The sequence below is a fragment of the Erythrobacter sp. SG61-1L genome, from assembly GCF_001305965.1.
In the GTDB taxonomy this organism is placed as follows: Bacteria; Pseudomonadota; Alphaproteobacteria; order Sphingomonadales; family Sphingomonadaceae; genus Andeanibacterium.
The window spans coordinates 3,505,361-3,524,066 of the sequence record NZ_JXQC01000003.1; the positions used below are offsets into that span (position 1 = coordinate 3,505,361).

At 65.3% G+C, this 18,706-nt stretch carries 17 protein-coding genes; all 17 read left to right on the forward strand.

Annotated features, from left to right (window positions below):
- Nucleotides 1-35: 35 nt before the first annotated feature.
- The 17 genes from SZ64_RS17165 to ftsA all read left to right on the forward strand — a co-directional run bounded on the left by SZ64_RS17165 (nucleotide 36) and on the right by ftsA (nucleotide 18,701).
- Nucleotides 36-392 (forward strand): hypothetical protein, encoded by a 357-nt coding sequence (locus SZ64_RS17165; RefSeq protein WP_054531922.1) that lies wholly within the window; start codon nucleotides 36-38, stop codon nucleotides 390-392.
- Nucleotides 370-1,128, forward strand: a complete 759-nt coding sequence (locus SZ64_RS17170; RefSeq protein WP_054531923.1) for a hypothetical protein — start codon at nucleotides 370-372, stop codon at nucleotides 1,126-1,128. The genes SZ64_RS17165 and SZ64_RS17170 overlap by 23 nt, the downstream gene beginning before the upstream one ends.
- 329 nt (nucleotides 1,129-1,457) lie before the next feature.
- Nucleotides 1,458-1,964 carry a division/cell wall cluster transcriptional repressor MraZ gene (locus SZ64_RS17175; protein WP_054531924.1) on the forward strand — a complete coding sequence of 169 codons (507 nt, stop codon included), beginning with the start codon at nucleotides 1,458-1,460 and terminating at the stop codon, nucleotides 1,962-1,964.
- Entirely contained in the window at nucleotides 1,961-2,926 is a 966-nt protein-coding gene (rsmH, locus tag SZ64_RS17180; protein WP_054531925.1) for a 16S rRNA (cytosine(1402)-N(4))-methyltransferase RsmH, read from the forward strand. The genes SZ64_RS17175 and rsmH overlap by 4 nt, the downstream gene beginning before the upstream one ends.
- Nucleotides 2,926-3,456, forward strand: coding sequence for a hypothetical protein (locus SZ64_RS17185; protein WP_156313676.1), 531 nt, complete (start codon nucleotides 2,926-2,928; stop codon nucleotides 3,454-3,456). Before rsmH ends, SZ64_RS17185 begins: the two co-directional genes overlap by 1 nt.
- The gene (locus tag SZ64_RS17190; protein WP_054531927.1) at nucleotides 3,453-5,177 is read left to right on the forward strand and encodes a penicillin-binding protein 2; all 1,725 of its coding nucleotides are present in this window, start codon (nucleotides 3,453-3,455) and stop codon (nucleotides 5,175-5,177) included. The genes SZ64_RS17185 and SZ64_RS17190 overlap by 4 nt, the downstream gene beginning before the upstream one ends.
- Nucleotides 5,174-6,640, forward strand: coding sequence for a UDP-N-acetylmuramoyl-L-alanyl-D-glutamate--2,6-diaminopimelate ligase (locus tag SZ64_RS17195; RefSeq protein WP_054531928.1), 1,467 nt, complete (start codon nucleotides 5,174-5,176; stop codon nucleotides 6,638-6,640). Before SZ64_RS17190 ends, SZ64_RS17195 begins: the two co-directional genes overlap by 4 nt.
- Nucleotides 6,640-8,118: a UDP-N-acetylmuramoyl-tripeptide--D-alanyl-D-alanine ligase gene (gene murF, locus SZ64_RS17200; protein WP_054531929.1), complete on the forward strand. Its 1,479-nt coding sequence runs from the start codon at nucleotides 6,640-6,642 to the stop codon at nucleotides 8,116-8,118. The genes SZ64_RS17195 and murF overlap by 1 nt, the downstream gene beginning before the upstream one ends.
- Nucleotides 8,118-9,188, forward strand: coding sequence for a phospho-N-acetylmuramoyl-pentapeptide-transferase (gene mraY, locus SZ64_RS17205; RefSeq protein ID WP_054531930.1), 1,071 nt, complete (start codon nucleotides 8,118-8,120; stop codon nucleotides 9,186-9,188). The genes murF and mraY overlap by 1 nt, the downstream gene beginning before the upstream one ends.
- Complete coding sequence (gene murD / locus SZ64_RS17210; protein ID WP_054531931.1) at nucleotides 9,185-10,513, forward strand: UDP-N-acetylmuramoyl-L-alanine--D-glutamate ligase; 1,329 nt, start codon at nucleotides 9,185-9,187, stop codon at nucleotides 10,511-10,513. The genes mraY and murD overlap by 4 nt, the downstream gene beginning before the upstream one ends.
- Nucleotides 10,514-10,569: 56 nt before the next feature.
- On the forward strand, nucleotides 10,570-11,778 hold the full coding sequence (locus SZ64_RS17215) for a putative peptidoglycan glycosyltransferase FtsW (RefSeq protein WP_054531932.1): 1,209 nt from the start codon (nucleotides 10,570-10,572) through the stop codon (nucleotides 11,776-11,778).
- Nucleotides 11,775-13,031, forward strand: coding sequence for an undecaprenyldiphospho-muramoylpentapeptide beta-N-acetylglucosaminyltransferase (gene murG / locus SZ64_RS17220; RefSeq protein WP_054531933.1), 1,257 nt, complete (start codon nucleotides 11,775-11,777; stop codon nucleotides 13,029-13,031). Before SZ64_RS17215 ends, murG begins: the two co-directional genes overlap by 4 nt.
- Nucleotides 13,028-14,443, forward strand: coding sequence for a UDP-N-acetylmuramate--L-alanine ligase (gene murC, locus SZ64_RS17225; RefSeq protein WP_054531934.1), 1,416 nt, complete (start codon nucleotides 13,028-13,030; stop codon nucleotides 14,441-14,443). The genes murG and murC overlap by 4 nt, the downstream gene beginning before the upstream one ends.
- 32 nt (nucleotides 14,444-14,475) lie before the next feature.
- Nucleotides 14,476-15,375 carry a UDP-N-acetylmuramate dehydrogenase gene (gene murB, locus SZ64_RS17230; RefSeq protein ID WP_054532351.1) on the forward strand — a complete coding sequence of 300 codons (900 nt, stop codon included), beginning with the start codon at nucleotides 14,476-14,478 and terminating at the stop codon, nucleotides 15,373-15,375.
- Between the two features lie 123 nt (nucleotides 15,376-15,498).
- Nucleotides 15,499-16,461 (forward strand): D-alanine--D-alanine ligase, encoded by a 963-nt coding sequence (locus tag SZ64_RS17235; protein ID WP_082384676.1) that lies wholly within the window; start codon nucleotides 15,499-15,501, stop codon nucleotides 16,459-16,461.
- Entirely contained in the window at nucleotides 16,462-17,421 is a 960-nt protein-coding gene (locus SZ64_RS17240) for a cell division protein FtsQ/DivIB (RefSeq protein ID WP_054531935.1), read from the forward strand.
- Nucleotides 17,421-18,701 carry a cell division protein FtsA gene (gene ftsA / locus SZ64_RS17245; RefSeq protein WP_054531936.1) on the forward strand — a complete coding sequence of 427 codons (1,281 nt, stop codon included), beginning with the start codon at nucleotides 17,421-17,423 and terminating at the stop codon, nucleotides 18,699-18,701. Before SZ64_RS17240 ends, ftsA begins: the two co-directional genes overlap by 1 nt.
- The last annotated feature ends 5 nt before the right edge of the window (nucleotides 18,702-18,706 follow it).

The following is an 18,706-nucleotide window of genomic DNA, read 5'->3' on the forward strand; positions in this document are numbered from 1 at the left end:
TTGGAGCGCGGCCCGGCTTGGGCTAACAGCCGGTGATGAACAGCGAACCGCCAGTCGATCGCGAAGCTGACGATGACGATGCCCCGCTCGTCAGCCGCAGCCGTACGCGCGCGGAAGCGATCAAGCGGATGCAGATCGGCATTGCCGGGCTGACCGGGGTGCTGCTGCTGGTGGGCCTGGCCAACATCATCCGCGATCGGGCGAATGAATCCGAATTGTCCGCCGTTCCCGAAGCCGTTTCCACGACAACGTCGACGACTTCGCATGCCCCGGCGAAAGATCCGCTGGCCGATGCCGGCGTAGTGCCCGAACTGCCGGCCGATCCGGTCGCCTCGGCCAAGCCCGCGCCGACGGATGCGCAGGGCATCGATGATCCGCAGACCCAGCCGTAAGACGCTGATCGCCGTTCTGGTGGTGCTTGCCGCGGGCGTTGCGGCGTGGCTGCTCGCGCCTCGGCCTCCTGCCGTTCGGGGAACTCCGCTGGGCCTGTTCACCACCTTGCCGCTCTACTGGAACGAGGCGGCGGACATCTCGGCCATGCTCGATCCCGCGGCGGAAAAGCACTGGGCGCGCGGACTGATCGAAGAACGGCGCGATCTGCGTCCGCTCGACGTGCTGTCGCCCGAAGCGCTGGCGCCGTTTGCGGACATGCTGATTGCCCAGCCGCGCGCTCTGGCTCCGGCAGAGAATGTCGCGCTGGACGATTGGGTGCGGGCCGGGGGGCATGTGCTGCTGTTCGCCGATCCGCTGCTTACCCAGCATTCAGGCTTTGCCCTGGGCGACCGGCGGCGGCCGATGGATGTGGCGCTGCTTTCCCCGATCCTCAACCGCTGGGGCCTTTCGCTCGACATTGACGAGGCTCAGCCGGAAGGGGAGCGGGAGGCGCAATTGCTGGGCGGGCCGTTCCCGGTGGATGAGGCCGGGCGGCTCGCGCTGGTGGCCACGGCGCCCGATGCGCCTGCTTCCTGCCGCCTGCTGGAAGGCGGCCTGGCTGCCGATTGCGCTATCGGGCAGGGCCACGCCCTGATCGTGGCCGATGCCGCCCTGCTCGACAGCGAGGGTGCAGGATCGGGCGAGCGGGAAGCCGCGCTTTCCCGCCTGTTGGCGGCAGCCTACGCGCGAGACTGACCAAATCGGGGATTTTGCGGGAAAGCGACTCTCCCTTTTCGGGGATTCGCTCGCAAACCCTTGAATTTACATGGAACATTTGATGAACATCGTGCCCTTTGAAAGGTCTTGTTAAGGAGGAAAATCACGTTAATTCCGTGTGTTGCATACTAATCCCCGAATTTCCCGCGATTTTCCCTTCCATCCCCGCTTTGTGCGGGTTACACAATCTTTCCATCGGAAACCTGTTCTCGCTGCATTCCGCCCATGCGGAGTGGGCGGGCCGTGGATCAGCACGGCCCCCGGCGGGGGTGGTTTGCCGATGGTGAGGGATCAACGCCCAATTCGGGATGGGGCTGGTGACAGGGGACAGGCAGGTCATTTACAGCGGTCAGGGCTTCTCGCTGAAGGGCGAGAAGGGCCGTTTTGTGCTGCCTGCACCCTTCCGCAAATCGGTAGCTGAATCGAGCGACGGCAAGATACTCTGCCTCGCCAAGCATGAGCGCTGGAACTGTCTGACCGGCTTTGGCCTGTCGCGCAGCGCGGAGCTTGAAGACCAGATCGAGCGCGAAGAAGAACGCGCCATCCGCATGGGCCGCGATTTCGACCCCGACCTGCGCCGCATCCAGCTGTTCGGCTTTGTGGAACTGCCCTTCGATGCCTCGGGCCGCTTCATCATGCCTGAACATCTGATCGGCCTGGGCTGCCTGACCGACGGCGTGTTCTTTCAGGGCGCGGGCACCTTCTTCACCCTGTGGAACCCCGAAGAACTCTATCGCATGGGTGAAGGCTGGGAAGGCGCGCAGGCCGCTTGCCGTGCGCTCGCCGCCGAAAACACGAAGGGGAAGAAGGCATGACCGCTTCCCTCACCACGCCAGCCGATGCCCCGCACATCCCCGTGCTGCTCGATGAAGTGGTCGTCGCGCTCGATCCCCGTCCCGGCGATGTGATCGTGGACGCCACGTTCGGCGCTGGGGGTTACACTCGCCGCCTGCTCGATGCCGGGGCGACCGTGCATGCCTTCGATCGCGATCCCGATGCCATCGCCGCCGGAAACCAGTGGCCCGAAACGCGCGAGAATCCGCCGCGCCTGATCCTGCACCCGCGCCGTTTTTCCGAAATGGCCGAGGCCATGGCGGAGGCGGGCGTGCCGCAGGTGGACGGCGTGGTGATGGACATCGGCGTTTCCTCCATGCAGCTCGACCAGTCGGAGCGCGGCTTTGCCTTCGCCTCCGACGGTCCGCTGGACATGCGCATGAGCCAGGACGGGCCGAGCGCCGCCGATTTCCTCAATACGGCGGACGAGGCCGAGATTGCCGACGTGCTGTATCTCTATGGCGAGGAACGCCAGTCCCGCCGGGTGGCCCGCGCCATCGTGGCCGCGCGTCCGCTGACGACCACGGCCGAACTGGCCCGTGTGGTGCGCAAGGCGCTGGGCCATCGCCCCGGTGCGCCGAAAGACCCGGCAACCCGCAGTTTCCAGGCCATCCGCATCCATGTGAATGCGGAACTGGACGAGCTTGAAGCGGGGCTGAAGGGCGCTGAAACGCTGCTGAAGGACGGCGGAAGGCTCGCTGTGGTCAGCTTCCACAGCCTTGAAGACCGTATCGTGAAGCGTTTCCTGCGCGATGCATCCGGCGCCGCCGCCAGCACATCGCGCCATCTGCCTGCCGCCAATGACGGCACGCCCGCCACTTTCGCTTCGCTGTCCAAGGCGATCCGTCCAACCGAAGCGGAAACCACGCGCAATCCGCGCGCGCGTTCCGCCACCTTGCGCGCCGCCACTCGCACCGGCGCGCCTGCCAGGGAGGCCGCGTGATGTCCGGTAAACCCATCATGGGCAGCAGGATGAGGAAAATCGGCTGGGCGGCAGTATTGCTGACCTGCACCAGCGCCTATGGCGCGCTGCACCTCAAGGTCAATTCGGTGAAGAGCGAGGTCCGCCAGGCCGAACGGCGGATCGTGGCCCTGCGCGAACAGAAGCTGATGCTGGAAACCGAGTTTGAAACCCGCGCCAACCAGCAGCAGCTGGCCAATTGGAACGAGGTGGATTTCGGCTATCAGGCGCCCACCGCCAAGCAGTTCCTTGAAGGGGAGCGTCAGCTCGCCCAGTTCGGCACGCCCCGCGCCAAGGGCGCGCCGGAGCCGATCACCGTGGCCCATGCCCCGGTCGAAACGGAAGAGAGCATCTTCCCGGCGATGGTTTCGCCCATCACCGGCAAGGCCATTGCCGCCGAAGTTCCCCGGGACAATCCGCCCAAGCCTATCGCGCGCGAGAACCTTTCCGCGCGGCTGATGCGTCCGGCCCAGCGCGTGGAGATCGGGCCGATTGCAGGGGGGGCGGAGTGAACGCACTCACGATCAGCACGGCAATCACCACCGGCCGTGTCGAACTGGTCAACACCCGCCAGCGCTCGCTCTTCACCGCCCGGTTCCGTGTCTTGTGGGTAGTGGCGATCTTCAGCCTGATTGCCCTCGTGGCGCTGATGCGCATTGCCTATATCGGCGTGGTCCAGCCCGGCCCGTCACGCACGTCCATGGCCGAGGCTCTGCTGCCTCCGCGCGGCGAGATCACCGATCGCAACGGTGTGCCGCTGGCGCGCGCCTTCCCCGCCTATGCGCTGTGGTTCAACCCCACCGCGCTGGGCGATGGCGGATCGCCGCTGGTGAAGACTCCGGCGGAAGTGGCGGCCGAACTGGTCAAGATCTTCCCCGACATGGATGCCAAGTGGCTCACGCGCCGGCTTGCGAGCGGCAAGTCCGGCTATCTGCGCCGCCGCGTTCTGCCTGAAGAGGCGAACCGCATTCAGGCAATCGGCGAACTGGCGCTGGAAGTCCCGCGTGAGACGGACCGGCATTATCCGCAAGGCACCATGGCCGCCCACGTGCTGGGCTATGTCGGGGCCGACGGACATGGCCGGGTGGGCATGGAATCCGTGCTCGACAAGCAATTGCTCGATCCTGCCCAGCGCGGAAAGCCCGCCATGCTTTCCATCGACAGCCGGGTGCAGGGCGCACTGGAAGACGAATTGCGCCGGGGCATGCTGGCAGTGGACGCCGTCGGCGCGGCCGGGCTGGTGCTGGATGTGGACACGGGCGAAGTGCTGGCGCTGGCATCGCTGCCGGAATTCGATCCGAACAAGATCGACGCGGCGGGCGAGAAGAACATGTTCAACCGCGTGACCAACCAGGTCTATGAACTGGGTTCCACTTTCAAGCCGCTGACCGTTGCCGCCGCCATCGACGCGGGAACGGTGACTGACCTTTCGCGCCGCTATCAGGCCGCCCGCCCGCTGGAAATGGGTGGCTTCCGCATTCGCGACAGCCACGTTATGGGGGCAACCCTGAACGTGCCCGAAGCCCTGATCCATTCCTCCAATATCGTGACTGCCCAGGTTGCCGACGAGCTGGGCGGCAAGGCTTTGCAGCGCTATATGACCGAGCTGGGCATGCATGAGCGGCCCTATATCGAACTGCCCGCGCGCGGCTTCCCCATCTGGCACAAGGGCGACTGGCCCCGGCTGCGGACCATGACGGTCAGCTATGGCCACGGCATTGCCGTTACTCCGCTGCATCTGGCCAGTGCCTATGCCACCATGGTGAACGGCGGCATCTGGCGCCCTGCCACGCTGCACAAGGTTGAACCCGGCCATGCAGCCAAGGGCCGCCGCGTGTTCAAGGCCAGCACCAGCGCGCGCATGAACCAGCTGCTGCGCATGATCGCGGTCTATGGCACCGGCAAGAACGCCGATGCGCCCGGCTTCCGCGTGGGCGGCAAGACCGGCTCGGCCGAAAAGCCCGGTGCGGGCGGCTATCAGCGCTCCACGCTAGTTTCCACCTTCGCCGCCGCCTTCCCGATGGACCGGCCGCGTTATGTCATCATCGCCATGCTGGACGAGCCGAAGGGCACGGCGGCCAGTTCCTATCAGCGCACCGCCGCATGGAACGCCGCCCCGATCGTGGGCCGTCTGGTGCCGCGCATCGGCCCGCTGCTGGGCGTCATGCCCGACGATACGCATGACATCGACCTGACCGATCTTGCGCCGCTGGTTGGTGGGAAGAAGGAATGAACCTCGCCCGCCTGGCCGAAGCGGCGGGCATCGCCGTTTCCAACCTTCCCGACGATACGGTGACGGGCTTTGCCATAGATCACCGCAAGATCGCGCCGGGCACGGTGTTCGGCGCCTTCCGGGGCGCGCGCTTCAACGGCGAGGATTTCATTCCTGCCGCCATCGCTGCGGGCGCCATTGCCATTGTCGCTCGTCCCGAAGCAGTGGTGCAGGGCGCGGTGCATATCGCCGATGCCGAACCGCGCCGCGCCTTTGCCCGCCTTGCCGCGCAGTTCTTCCAGCCCGTGCCGGAAGTGGTGGTGGCGGTGACGGGGACCAACGGCAAGACTTCCACGGTGGAAATGACGCGCCAGATCTGGCGCATGGCGGGCCAGCGCGCGGCCTCCATCGGAACCCTGGGCGTGACCACCCCGGACGAGAGCGTTTCCACCGGGCTGACCACGCCCGACATCGTCACTTTCCTGTCCAACCTGCACGGGCTGGCGCAGGAAGGCGTGACGCATGTGGCCTATGAAGCGTCCAGCCACGGATTGTCGCAATATCGCGTGGAAGGGCTGAAAGTGGCGGCGGGTGCCTTCACCAATCTCAGCCGCGATCACCTCGACTACCACCCCACGATGGAAGATTACTTCGCCGCCAAGATGCGCCTGTTCGACGAAGTGGTCGAAGATGGCGGCGCGGCGGTGATCTGGGCCGACGATGAATGGTCGGCCCGCGCGGCAGACCATGCGCGGCAGCGCGGCCTCAAGTTGATGACCGTGGGCGAGAAGGGCGAGGGCATTCGCCTGACCGGCCGGGTTCCGGGCCAACTGGGGCAGGAACTGGAACTGGAATATGCCGGCGCCGTCTGGAAAGTGAAACTGTCGCTGATCGGCGGTTATCAGGCGGCCAATGCGCTGGTTTCGGCAGGGCTGGTGCTGGCGACGGGCGGCGATCCGAAGGCAACCTTCGATGCCCTGTCCCGCCTGCAGCCAGTGCGCGGGCGGCTGGAACGCGCGGCGATCAGCGCGGCGGGTGCGCCCATCTATGTCGATTACGCCCATACGCCCGATGCGCTGGAAGCGGCGATTGCGGCCCTGCGTCCGCATGTCGAAGGCCAGCTTATCACTGTGTTCGGCGCGGGCGGGGATCGCGATACCGGCAAGCGTGCGGAAATGGGCAAGGTGGCCGCTCGCGCTTCGGACGTGGTAATCGTAACGGATGACAATCCGCGCAGCGAAGACCCGGCGGCAATCCGCGCCATGGTGCTTTCCGGCGCGCCGGATGCGCAGGAAATCGGTGACCGGCGGGCGGCTATTGCTGCGGCCATTGCGCAGGCCGGGCCAAAGGACATCGTGCTGATTGCCGGTAAGGGCCACGAACAGGGCCAGATCATCGGCGCGGGAGACGAGATGCAGATCCTTCCCTTCGACGACGTGACAGTGGCGCGCGAATGTGCCGGTATTGCGGGAGGCGCGGCGTAATGGCTTCCCTTCCTCTCCCGATCACGTGGCTTCCCCAGACTTCCGATGCGCTGCCGCTGGCCCTGTGGGATGCAGTGTCCATCGCCGTCGCCACGGGCGGCAAGCCCAGCGGGCAATTCCAGGTCTCGGGCGTCGAGATCGACAGCCGCGACGTGGTGCCCGGCGATCTGTTCTTCGCCCTGAAGGGTGAGACGAGCGACGGCCATGCCTATCTCGACAAGGCCTTCGCCAATGGCGCGGTGGCTGCCGTGGTGGATCGCCCGATAGACCGGCCGCATATTCTGGTGGAAGATACCACTGCCGCACTGGCCGCATTGGCGCAGGCCGCGCGCAGCCGCGTGTCCGCCCGCATCATCGGCGTCACCGGATCGGTCGGCAAGACGGGCGTGAAGGAAGCTATCTTCGCCGCGCTCGACCGGGCCAGCCGCGGTGCGGCCCATCGTTCGGTGCGCAGCTATAACAACCATGTCGGCGTCCCGCTCAGCCTCACGCGAATGAACGCACGCGCAAAGTTCGCGATCTTTGAAATGGGCATGAACCATGCGGGCGAAATCGCCGCGCTGACTGCACAGGTTCGCCCGAATGTGGCCGTCATCACCACCATCGCGCCCGCTCATATCGAGATGTTGGGCAGCGAAGAGGCGATTGCCGAGGCCAAGGCGGAAATCTTCCTCGGCCTAGAAGCGGGGGGCACGGCAGTCATCCCGGCGGACAGCCCGCATTTCCTGCGCCTCAAGGAAGCCGCACTGGCGGCCGGGGCAAAGGTCGTCTCCTTCGGCAAGGCACGCGATGCCGATGTGCGCCTGCTCGATGCCATTCCCCAGGCCAATGGCGGATCGCTGGTGACGGCCGATCTGGGCGACAACCGCCTGTGCTACACGGTGGCTGAGCCGGGCGAACACTGGGTGACCAATTCGCTTGCCGTAATGGCGGCCGTGCGCGCTGCCGGCGGCGATCTGGGCGCGGCGGGCCTTTCGCTGGCCGAGATGGGCGGCCTCAAGGGCCGGGGCGCACGCCACCGGGTGGCAGTGCCCGGCGGGCAGGCCCTGCTGATCGACGAAAGCTACAACGCCAATCCCGCCTCCATGCGGGCAACGCTGGCGCAGTTGGGGCAGACGCCCGCCACGCGCCGGATCGCCGTTCTCGGTTCGATGCGCGAGCTGGGCGACTTCGGCCCGGCCTTCCATTCCCAGCTCACCGAGCCGCTGGCGGCTGCCAATGTGGACTTCGCGCTGCTGGTCGGTGCGGAAATGGATGCACTGGCGCTGGAATTGGGGAAAGGGGCGGCAAACGCGCTTGGCAAGCCGATTCGCTTCGCTCATTGCGGTAGTCCTGAAGAAGCCATCGCGGCCCTTGAGGAATACGGGCTGGCGGGGGGCGACGCGGTGCTGGTCAAGGGCTCTAATTCGGTAGGGCTGGCGCGCGTGGTTGCTCACTTCGCCGCGGCCGTAAATGCCGAGGGTCGCAAGGAAGTCTAATGCTGTATCTCATCGCACAATGGCTGGATTTCGAAGGGCCGGCCAATCTCGTGCGCTATCAGACGTTTCGCGCCGGCGCGGTGCTGATTACCGCGCTGCTGATCGGGCTGGTGATTGGCCCGCGCTTCATCAACATGCTGCGCGTGCGCCAGGGCAAAGGCCAGCCGATCCGCGAGGACGGCCCGCAGAGCCACCTCGCCAAGCGCGGCACGCCCACCATGGGCGGGCTGATGATCCTCGTCTCGCTGATGCTCTCCATGCTGCTGTGGATGAACCTTGCCAGCCCCTTCGTCTGGGCCTGCATGGCCGTGACAGTGGGTTTCGGCCTGATCGGCTTCCTCGACGATTATGACAAGGTGACCAAGCGCAGCCACAAGGGGGTTTCGGGCAAGGTGCGCCTTGCCGCGGAATTCTTCGTGGCAGGAGTGGCCAGCTGGATCATCGTCAGCCAGATCAGCACCAACCTTTACATCCCCTTCCTTTCCGGCGTCAGCATTCCGCTGGGGCCGTTCTATTACGTCTTTGCCGCCACGGTGATCGTGGGCTTCGGCAATGCGGTGAACCTGACTGACGGGCTGGATGGCCTCGCCACCATGCCGGTGGTGATTGCGGCGGGGGCATTCTCGCTGATCTGTTACCTCGCGGGCCGCGTGGACTATGCCACCTATCTGGGCATTCCGCATGTGCCGGGCGCGGGCGAACTGGCGATCTTCTGTGCGGGGATCATGGGGGCGGGCCTTGCCTTCCTGTGGTTCAACGCACCGCCTGCCGCCGTGTTCATGGGCGATACGGGCAGCCTTGCCCTTGGCGGGGCGCTGGGCACCATTGCCGTGGCCAGCCATCACGAAATCGTGCTGCTGGTGATCGGCGGCCTGTTCGTGCTGGAGACGGCATCGGTCATCATCCAGGTGTTCTTCTACAAGCGGACCGGCAAGCGTGTGTTCCGCATGGCGCCGATCCATCATCATTTCGAACAGCTTGGCTGGGCGGAATCGACCGTGGTGATCCGTTTCTGGATCGTCTCGATCGTCTTCGCGCTGGCGGGCCTCGCAACGCTCAAGCTCAGGTGATCCGCTCAACCCACTTCTCCGGCAAGCGTTACGCCATTCTCGGCCTTGCCCGTTCCGGGCTTGCTGCGGCCGAATGCCTGCTGGCCAGCGGCGCCGAAGTCGTCGCGTGGGACCGGCAGGATAATGCCCGCGCCGCCGTGGAAGGCCGCGCGCGGCTGGCCGATCCGCTGGAAATCGACCTGACGGGTTTCGACGGCGTGGTCGTATCCCCCGGCGTGCCGATCAATGTTCACCCGATTGCCCAGCGCGCCCGCGAGGCAGGCGTTCCGCTGATCGGTGACATCGAACTCTTCGCGCTCGCCCGGGCCGACCTGCCGCCTCACCGCGTGGTGGGCATCACCGGCACTAACGGCAAGTCCACCACCACTGCGCTGGTGCGCCATCTGCTCGACAGCGCGGGCATCCCCGCGCGCATGGGCGGCAATATCGGCCTGCCGATCCTGGCGGAAGAACCGCTGGAGGCGGGCGGGGTCTATGTGCTGGAACTGTCCAGCTATCAGATCGATCTGACCTTCTCGCTCAAATGCGAAGCAGCGGCGCTGACCAATATCACGCCAGATCATCTCGATCGCTATGCCGGGTTCGAGGCTTACGCTGCCTCCAAGGCGCGGCTCTTCGCGATGCAGGATGCCGATCAGTTCGCCGTCTTCGGCTGCGACGATGCACCCACCCGCGCGATCTATGAGGCTGAGCGCAGCCGCCGCCCGGCGGGCCGCGTGGCCTGCGTGGACAAGGCCGCGCTCCTGCCGCATCAGGCTGAGTGGCCCTCCCTGCAAGGGCCGCATAATCTGGAAAACGCGGCCACTGCCGCCGCGCTGGTGGAAGAACTGGGCGTCACGCGCAATCAGGTGCTGGCCGGCCTCGCCACCTTCCGGGGGCTGCCGCACCGGATGGAGCGGCTGGGCGAATATCGCGGCGTGCTGTTCATCAATGACAGCAAGGCCACCAATCCCGCTTCTGCCGCCCCGGCGCTCGCGGCCTTTCCGCCAAACCCGGAAAAGCGCATTCACTGGATTCTGGGCGGCCTGCCCAAGGGTGACGATTTGGGCGAGTGCGAGCGTTATTTCGGCAATGTGGCCGCCGCCTATACTATCGGGGAAGCCGGGCCGCGCTTTGCGGAAATCCTCGATCCGGTCACGCATGTCGAACGCTGCGAAATGATGGCGGAGGCGGTCAGCCGCGCCATGGCCGCCGCCAAGCCGGGCGACGTGATCCTGTTCTCCCCCGCCTGCGCCAGCTTCGATCAGTTCCGTGACTATGAACTGCGCGGCGACGCCTTCCGCGAAATCGTCAGCTGCCTGACGGATGGGGGTGTCGCGCCGTGACCGCAGTGCCCGGCCTTTCCCACACACCCAGCTTGTCGCAACCTTATGTTCCCCGGATGGGTGAACGCGGTGCGCAGGCTTCGCGCAGGCGGCTCGACAAGCGCAGCCAGTTGCGCATCTGGTGGAGAGAGATTGACCGGGTTCTGCTGGTGATGGTGCTGCTGCTGATGGCCATCGGCACAGTGGCCGTGGCCGCCGCATCGCCTGCCAGTGCGCGGCGCCTGTCGACTTCGGCAGTGAAGCTGGACGATCTCTATTTCTACTGGCTGCACCTGCGCTGGCAGTTCCTGGGCATCCTGACCATGCTGGGCGTTTCCATGGCGCCCAAGGACTGGGCACGGCGCGGCGCCATTGTGCTGTGCGCGGCGATGCTGGTGGGCCTTGTCCTGGTGCCCTTCGTGGGGTCTGAAGTAAACGGCGCCAAGCGCTGGCTGCGCTTCGGCATCAGCCTGCAACCGTCCGAATTCCTCAAGCCGGCCTATGCGATCACCATGGCATGGATTCTGTCGTGGCGAGTGCGCGATCCGCGCCTGCCGGTAATTTCCATCGCCACGGGCCTGATGGCGCTGATCGTCGGCCTGCTGATGGCGCAGCCCGATTTCGGTTCCGCAATCCTCTATGTCGGCTGCTGGGGCGTGCTGGTGCTGCTTTCGGGCATCGACATGCGCCGTATCGGCGCGCTGATGGGCGCAGGCATTGTGGGAATCGGCGCGACCTATCTGCTTTACGACAACGCCCGCCACCGCATTGATGCCTTCCTTGGCGGCGGCACGGCCTATGACCAGGTGGACCTTGCCCGGCGCACGCTGATGGCCGGCGGCTGGACGGGCAGCGGCATGTGGCTGGGCACGCGCAAGCTTTCCCTGCCTGAAGCGCATACGGACTATATCTTCTCCGTCATCGGAGAAGAATTCGGCCTGCTGATCTGTGCATTGGTGGTGCTGGTCTATCTGGCGATCATCGCCCGCGTGCTGGTGCGGCTGGTGAACGAGGAAGACCTGTTCACGATCCTTTCGGCATCGGGCCTCATTGCGCTGATCGGCGGGCAGGCCTTCATCAATATTCTGGTGAACCTCCAGCTCTTCCCCTCCAAGGGCATGACCTTGCCCTTGGTGAGCTACGGCGGTTCTTCCACAATTGCCCTGTGCCTAACTGTCGGGCTGATGCTGGCCTTGACGCGGCGCAACCCCTATCTCAGCCGGGACCGGTTCGATCTCATGGCGGCGCTCGCCAAAGAGGACCGGGACAAGGGAGGGCGGCATTGAGCTCCGCTTCGAAACATTACGTACTCGCCGCCGGAGGAACGGGCGGACATCTGATCCCGGCTTTCGCGCTCGCTACCGAGCTTGAGCGGCGTGGGCATCATGTCGCCCTGATCACGGATGAACGCGGCGCGGCCATTCCGGGCAAGCCCGAATTCCTGACGGCCCATGTGCTGCCCGCCGGGCGGTTCGGCAAGAACCCGCTCAAGTGGATCGGCGGCGCGCGTGCCGTATGGCAAGGGCGCCAGATGGCCCTGCGCCTGTTCGACGCCTTCGAGCCTTCGGCAGTGATCGGCTTCGGCGGTTATCCGGCGCTGCCTGCGCTGCTGGCTGCAACGTCCGCCCGCATCCCCACTGTGATCCATGAACAGAACGCCGTGCTTGGCCGGGTCAACCGGCTGCTGGCGGGCAAGGTGGATGCGATTGCCACGGCCTATCCTCATGTCGAGCGACTGAAGGAAAAATACGAGGGCAAGGCGCATCTCGTCGGCAATCCGGTGCGCGCCGAAGTTCTGGTTTTGCGTGACGAACCTTTCCCGGCGCTGACGGAAGACGGATTGCTGCGGGTGCTCGTCACTGGCGGAAGTCAGGGTGCGCGTATCTTGTCGGATGTTGTGCCCGATGGTCTCGCGATGCTCCCGCCTGCCTTGCGCGCGCGACTTCAAGTGACGCAGCAATGCCGTCCCGAAGACATCGAGGCTGTGCGCCAGCGTTACGCGGGCCATGGCATTCCGGCGGAATTGGGCACCTATTTCGAAGACATGCATATTCGCCTGGCCGATGCCCATCTGTTCATCGGGCGGGCAGGGGCATCTACGATTGCAGAACTGACAGCCGTAGGGCGCCCCGCGATCCTGATCCCGCTGCCAATTGCCACGGATGACCATCAGGCCGCCAATACCCGCGAAATGGTGAAAGCGGGGGGTGCTCGCATGATCCGCCAGCCCGGTTCCACGGTCAAGGATACGTCGGGCATGGGCGAAGAAGGCAATCAGTTGCGCAAGGAACAGTCCGACGTGTTGCAGAAGCTGGCCAAGGATATTTGCCGTCAGATCCTGGCGCTCGCCGAAAATCCGAAGGGGCTGGCCAACGCAGCCCATGCCGCATGGAATTGCGGCCGCCCCAATGCGGCAAGGGATCTTGCCGATCTGGTCGAAAGCTTCGGCGGTGCGCCGCTGATGGACGTGATCCGCGTGAATGGCGGGGAAGTGCAGGCCAATGGCCGCGAGGCTCTCGCACGGGAGACTGCACAATGAAGGGGGTGGGCACCGATATCGGGACGATCCACTTCGTCGGCATCGGCGGCATCGGCATGTCCGGCATTGCCGAAGTGATGAAGAACCTGGGCTACGCAGTTCAGGGTTCGGACATTGCCGAAGGGCCTTCGGTGGAACGGCTGCGCGCGCGCGGGATCAAGGTAATGATCGGCCATGCGGCGGAAAACCTTGGCGATGCCGCCGTGGTGGTGACGTCCACTGCCGTGCGCCGCACCAATCCGGAAGTGGCCGCCGCGCTGGAACATCGCATTCCCGTGGTCCGCCGCGCGGAAATGCTGGCCGAGCTTATGCGGCTGAAGAACACGGTCGCCGTGGCCGGCACGCATGGCAAGACGACCACCACCAGCATGATCGCCACTCTGCTCGATGCGGGCGGGGTTGATCCCACCGTGATCAATGGCGGCATCATCGAAAGCTATGGCTCCAACGCGCGCCTTGGCGACAGCGACTGGATGGTGGTGGAAGCCGACGAAAGCGACGGTTCCTTCCTGCGGCTCGACGGTACGATTGCCGTCGTCACCAATATCGATCCGGAACATCTCGACCATTACGGCTCGTTCGATGCGGTGAAGAAGGCCTTCGTCGAGTTCATCGAGAACGTGCCGTTCTATGGCGCCGCGGTTCTGTGCATCGATCATCCCGAAGTTCAGTCCGTGGTCGGTCTCGTGCGCGACAGGCGCGTGGTGACTTATGGCTTCTCGCTGCAGGCCGATGTGTGCGGCGTGAATGTTCGCCCCGAAGGCGGCGGCAATGTGTTCGATGCAGTGATCCGCCAGCGCGGGCAGGAAGATCGCCGGATCGAAGGCGTGAAGCTGCCCATGCCGGGCCGCCACAACGTGCAGAACGCGCTCGCGGCGATTGCCGTGGCCGTGGAAATGGGCTGCCCGGACGATGTGATCCGCAATGGTTTCGCCAAGTTCGGCGGTGTGCGCCGCCGCTTCACCAAGGTGGGCGAGACGGGCGGCACCACGATCATCGACGATTATGCGCACCATCCGGTGGAAATCAAAGCCGTGCTGTCCGCCGCGCGCGAGGCGACGCAGAACCGCGTGATCGCTGTGGTCCAGCCGCACCGCTTCACCCGCCTGCGCGACCTGATGGAAGAATTCCAGACCTGCTTCAACGATGCCGACATGGTCTTTGCCGCGCCGGTCTATCCGGCGGGCGAAAGCCCCATCGAAGGCGTGGACAGCAAGGTTCTGGTGAGCGGGATCAAGGCACGCGGGCACCGTTCCGCCGCCGAGGTTTCCGGCGCGGATGAACTGGCAAGCGTGCTGGCCGATATCGTCGAGCCGGGCGATATCGTCGTGTGCCTCGGCGCGGGTGACATTACCCGCTGGGCGGCCGGGCTGGCCCCTGCGATCGAAGCGAAGAAGGGTGCTGCCAAATGATGAGCGCGCCCTATTCCGAAATCGACGAGGTGATGGTTTCGGCGCATCTTCCGGTCAAGAACGTGCGTGGCAAGCTGACACATAACGCGCCGCTGGCCCCGCTGGTGTGGTTCAAGGCGGGCGGCGCGGCGGACTGGCTGTTCGAACCGGCCGATGTGGAAGATCTTACCTCGTTCCTGTGCCAGCTTGGCGGGCAGGTGCCGGTGATGGCGCTGGGCCTGGGTTCCAATTTGATTGTACGCGATGGCGGAGTGCCGGGCGTAGTGATCCGGCTGGGCAAGCCTTTCGCGAAAGTGGAGCAGGTGGATGCAACCACCCTGCGCTGCGGCGGCGGGGCGAGCGGTATTCTGGTGGCTTCCACTGCGCGCGATGCGGGCATTGCCGGGCTGGAATTCCTGCGCGGCATTCCCGGCACGGTCGGCGGCTTCGTGCGGATGAATGGCGGCGCCTATGGCCGCGAAGTGGCCGATATTCTGGTGGATTGCGATGTGATCCTGCCCGATGGCAGCTTCGTCACGCTTGCGCCCGATGAACTGCAATATTCCTATCGCCATTCCGCCCTGCCGGATGGCGCAATCGTGGTTTCGGCGCGGTTTGCCGGGCAGCCGGGCGATCCGGCGGCAATCGGCGCGGAAATGGACCGCATCGCCGCCGCGCGCGAGGAATCGCAGCCGCTCCGCTCCAAGACGGGCGGATCGACTTTCAAGAACCCCGAAGGTGACAAGGCATGGCGGCTGGTCGATGCCGCCGGTTGCCGGGGCCTGACCATGGGCGGCGCGCAAGTGAGCGAAAAACATACCAATTTCCTGATCAACACCGGCAGCGCCACCAGCACCGACATCGAAGGGCTGGGCGAGGAAGTGCGCCGCCGTGTTTCCCAGAGCCAGGGCGTGGATCTGGAATGGGAAATCCAGCGCGTGGGGAGGCCTTGATGCTGGCGATGCTTCTCCCTTGGTGCGCTCCTGCGAAAGCAGGAGCCCATAGTGTCGCCTCGCCTCGTTCCGCTAGGCTCCTGCTTTCGCAGGAGCGCACAACGCAACGCGGAGGAGGCTACCGTGTCTGAACTCCCCAAGCTCCATATCGCAGTGCTGATGGGCGGCTGGGCCAATGAACGGCCGGTCTCGCTCACGTCGGGCAATGGCGTGGCCGATGCGCTGGAAGCGCGCGGCCACAAGGTGACGCGGATCGACATGGATCGCAGCGTGGCCGCAAAGCTGGCCGAGGCCGCGCCGGATGTGGTGTTCAACGCACTGCACGGCGTGCCCGGTGAAGACGGCACGGTGCAGGGCATGATGGACCTGATGGGCATTCCCTATACCCACTCCGGCCTCGCCACTTCCGTGATCGCCATCGACAAGGAACTGACCAAGCTCGTCCTCGTCCCCCATGGCATCCCCATGCCGGGCGGGCGCATCGTGCAGTCGGAAGAACTCTATCAGCGCGATCCGCTGCCGCGCCCCTATGTGCTCAAGCCGGTGAACGAAGGCTCGTCGGTGGGCGTGGCGATTGTCACCCAGGAATGCAATTACGGCGATCCGATCCGCCGCGATGCAACCGGCCCGTGGCAGGAATTCGCCCAGCTTCTGGCCGAGCCCTATATCAAGGGCCGCGAACTGACCTGCGCAGTGGTGAACGGCAAGGCGCTGACCGTTACCGAACTGGTGCCCAAGGGCGGCTTCTACGATTTCGAGGCGAAATATACCGACGGGATGACGGACCATATCTGCCCGGCGAATATCCCGCTGGAGATCATGGAACTGTGCAAGGCCTATGCGCTCAAGGCGCACAAGGCGCTGGGCTGCCATGGCACCAGCCGTTCGGACTTCCGCTGGGATGACGAACAGGGGCAGGCCGGGCTGTTCCTGCTGGAAGTGAATACCCAGCCGGGGATGACGCCGCTGAGCCTTGTGCCCGAGCAGGCGAAATATTGCGGCATGGACTATGGGGACCTTGTCGAGGCGATCATTGCCGACGCGCTGGAGCGTGCAGAAGCATCGCGCGGGGGAAAGGGGGCGTAGGTGGCGCAGACGATCAAGCGCAAGGCTCAGGGGGTGCGCCGCGCGGCGGCGGCCCGGGGCACCGCGCAGAAGGTTAAGCAGGCCCGTTCCTCCACCGGGGCAGTGGCCGATGCGCTGGTGCGCTGGCTGCCCTTCACCGAAGAACAGCTGCAGCGCGTTTTCCTTGCCCTGATCCTGGGCGGGGCAGTGGCGCTTGCCTGGATCGTCGCCAGCCTTGCGGGCCTGCCCGCGCTTGCCAGCCAGCAGATCGCCACAGTGGCGGGCGATGCGGGCTTCGAAGTGAACCGGGTGGAAGTGCGCGGCGTACAGCGCATGAATGAACTCAAGGTCTATGAGCGCGTATTGGGCGAGCGGGACCGGGCGATGCCGCTGGTCGATCTGGATGCGGTGCGCGTCCAGTTGCTGGGCCTCAGCTGGGTCAAGGACGCGCGCGTTTCGCGCCGCCTGCCGGATTCGCTGGTGATCGACATTGTCGAGCGCACGCCCCATGCCGTGCTGAAGAAGGCCGACAAGCTGGTGCTGATCGACGATACCGGCCACGAGCTTGAGCCGGTTTCCACCGCTGCCGCGCGTGGGCAACTGATTATCGAAGGGCCGGGCGCTGGCCGCCAGGTTGCCGCACTCGGCACATTGCTGGATGCCGCCCCGGCGCTGGAACCGCAGGTGGCGGGTGCCGAATGGGTCGGCAATCGTCGCTGGAACCTCACCTTCAAGACGGGGCAGGTGCTTGCCCTGCCGCAGGGCGAGCGGGAATCGGCCAGCGCGCTGGTGTCCTTCGCCCGGCTCGACGGGGTGAACCGCCTGCTGGGCGGCAAGGTCGCCACATTCGACATGCGCGCGCCGGAACGGATCTACATGCGCATTCCCGGCCGCACGCAGCAGCAGCTCGATTCCGGTACTGCCGCGCCTACAGCGTCGGGTACGGATGAGATGAGCGAGAATGCGGAGGTGCCCGAGTAATGGCATCCACGCCGCGCATCACAAAGGTTTTCGGGGCGATCAATATCGGCTCGTTTCGCATTTCCGCGATGATCGCGGGGGTGAGCGAAACGGGCGAGATGATCGTGCTGGGATCGGGTCACCGTGCGGCGCAGGGGATCAAGCGCGGCTATGTCACCGACATGCAGGCCGCGACCTATGCCGTGCGCGATGCGATAGAGCGGGCGGAGAAGCTGGCCGGCACCAGCGTATCCAGCGTGTGGATCGGGTGTTCGGGCGCCGGACTTTCCAGCAAGATCGCACAGGTGGAAATCGATATTGGCGGCCGCCGGATCGAAGAAGAGGATATCGAACACCTCCTCGTTGCCGCGCGGGACGGGTTGCAGCCCGATGGCCGCACCGTGCTCCACGCCCAGCCAGCGCATTACACGCTGGATGGCGCGCATGGCGTGTCCAACCCCAAGGGCCTGCATGCAGAGCGGCTTGGCGTGGATATTCACGTGATGTGTGCCGATGGCGCGCCGGTGCGCAACATCACTGAAGCGGTTCAGAACGCGCATCTCGATGTGGAATCGGTGATCGCCTCACCTGTCGCGGCTGGCTATGCCTGCCTCAGCCAGGAAGAACGCGAACTGGGCGTGGCGCTGATCGAACTGGGCGCGGAAGTCACCAATGTCTCGGTCTATGCCGGGGGAATGCTGCTGGGGATGCTGCCGATCCAGATGGGTTCGGCCGACATCACCGATGCCATTGCATCCCATTTCGGCATTCGCCGCTTTCAGGCCGAACGGCTCAAATGCGTTTCCGGCTCGGCCATCGCCTCGCCGACCGACCATCGCGAGATGATCCCGGTTAACGGGCCGGGGGAAGAACAGGTCGGCCCAATTGCCCGCCATGCGGACGACAAGAACCGTGTGCCGCGCGCAGAGCTGATCTCCGTCATCACCGGCCAGCTCGACAAGCTGATCAGCGAGATTTCAAAGGCACTCAAGAGCCTTGGCTTCCCCGGCCAGAACGGACAGGTGGTGCTGACCGGCGGCGGGGCGGAACTGGCCGGCATCGCGGATTTCGCGCAAGGGGCACTCGCCCGGCCGGTGCGTATCGGACGCCCGCCCGCGTTGAAGGGCCTGCCGGAGGCGCATGGCGTGCCCGGCTTTTCGACACTTGCCGGCCTGATCCTCTATGCCGCGGCCGATCCGGTGGACGTCCGCTCCATTCGTCCCGGCTATCAGGATACCACCCGGCTGAGCGGTTTCGCGCTCGCCCAGCGTGTGTTCCAGGCCCTGAAACAGTATTTCTGACGGGA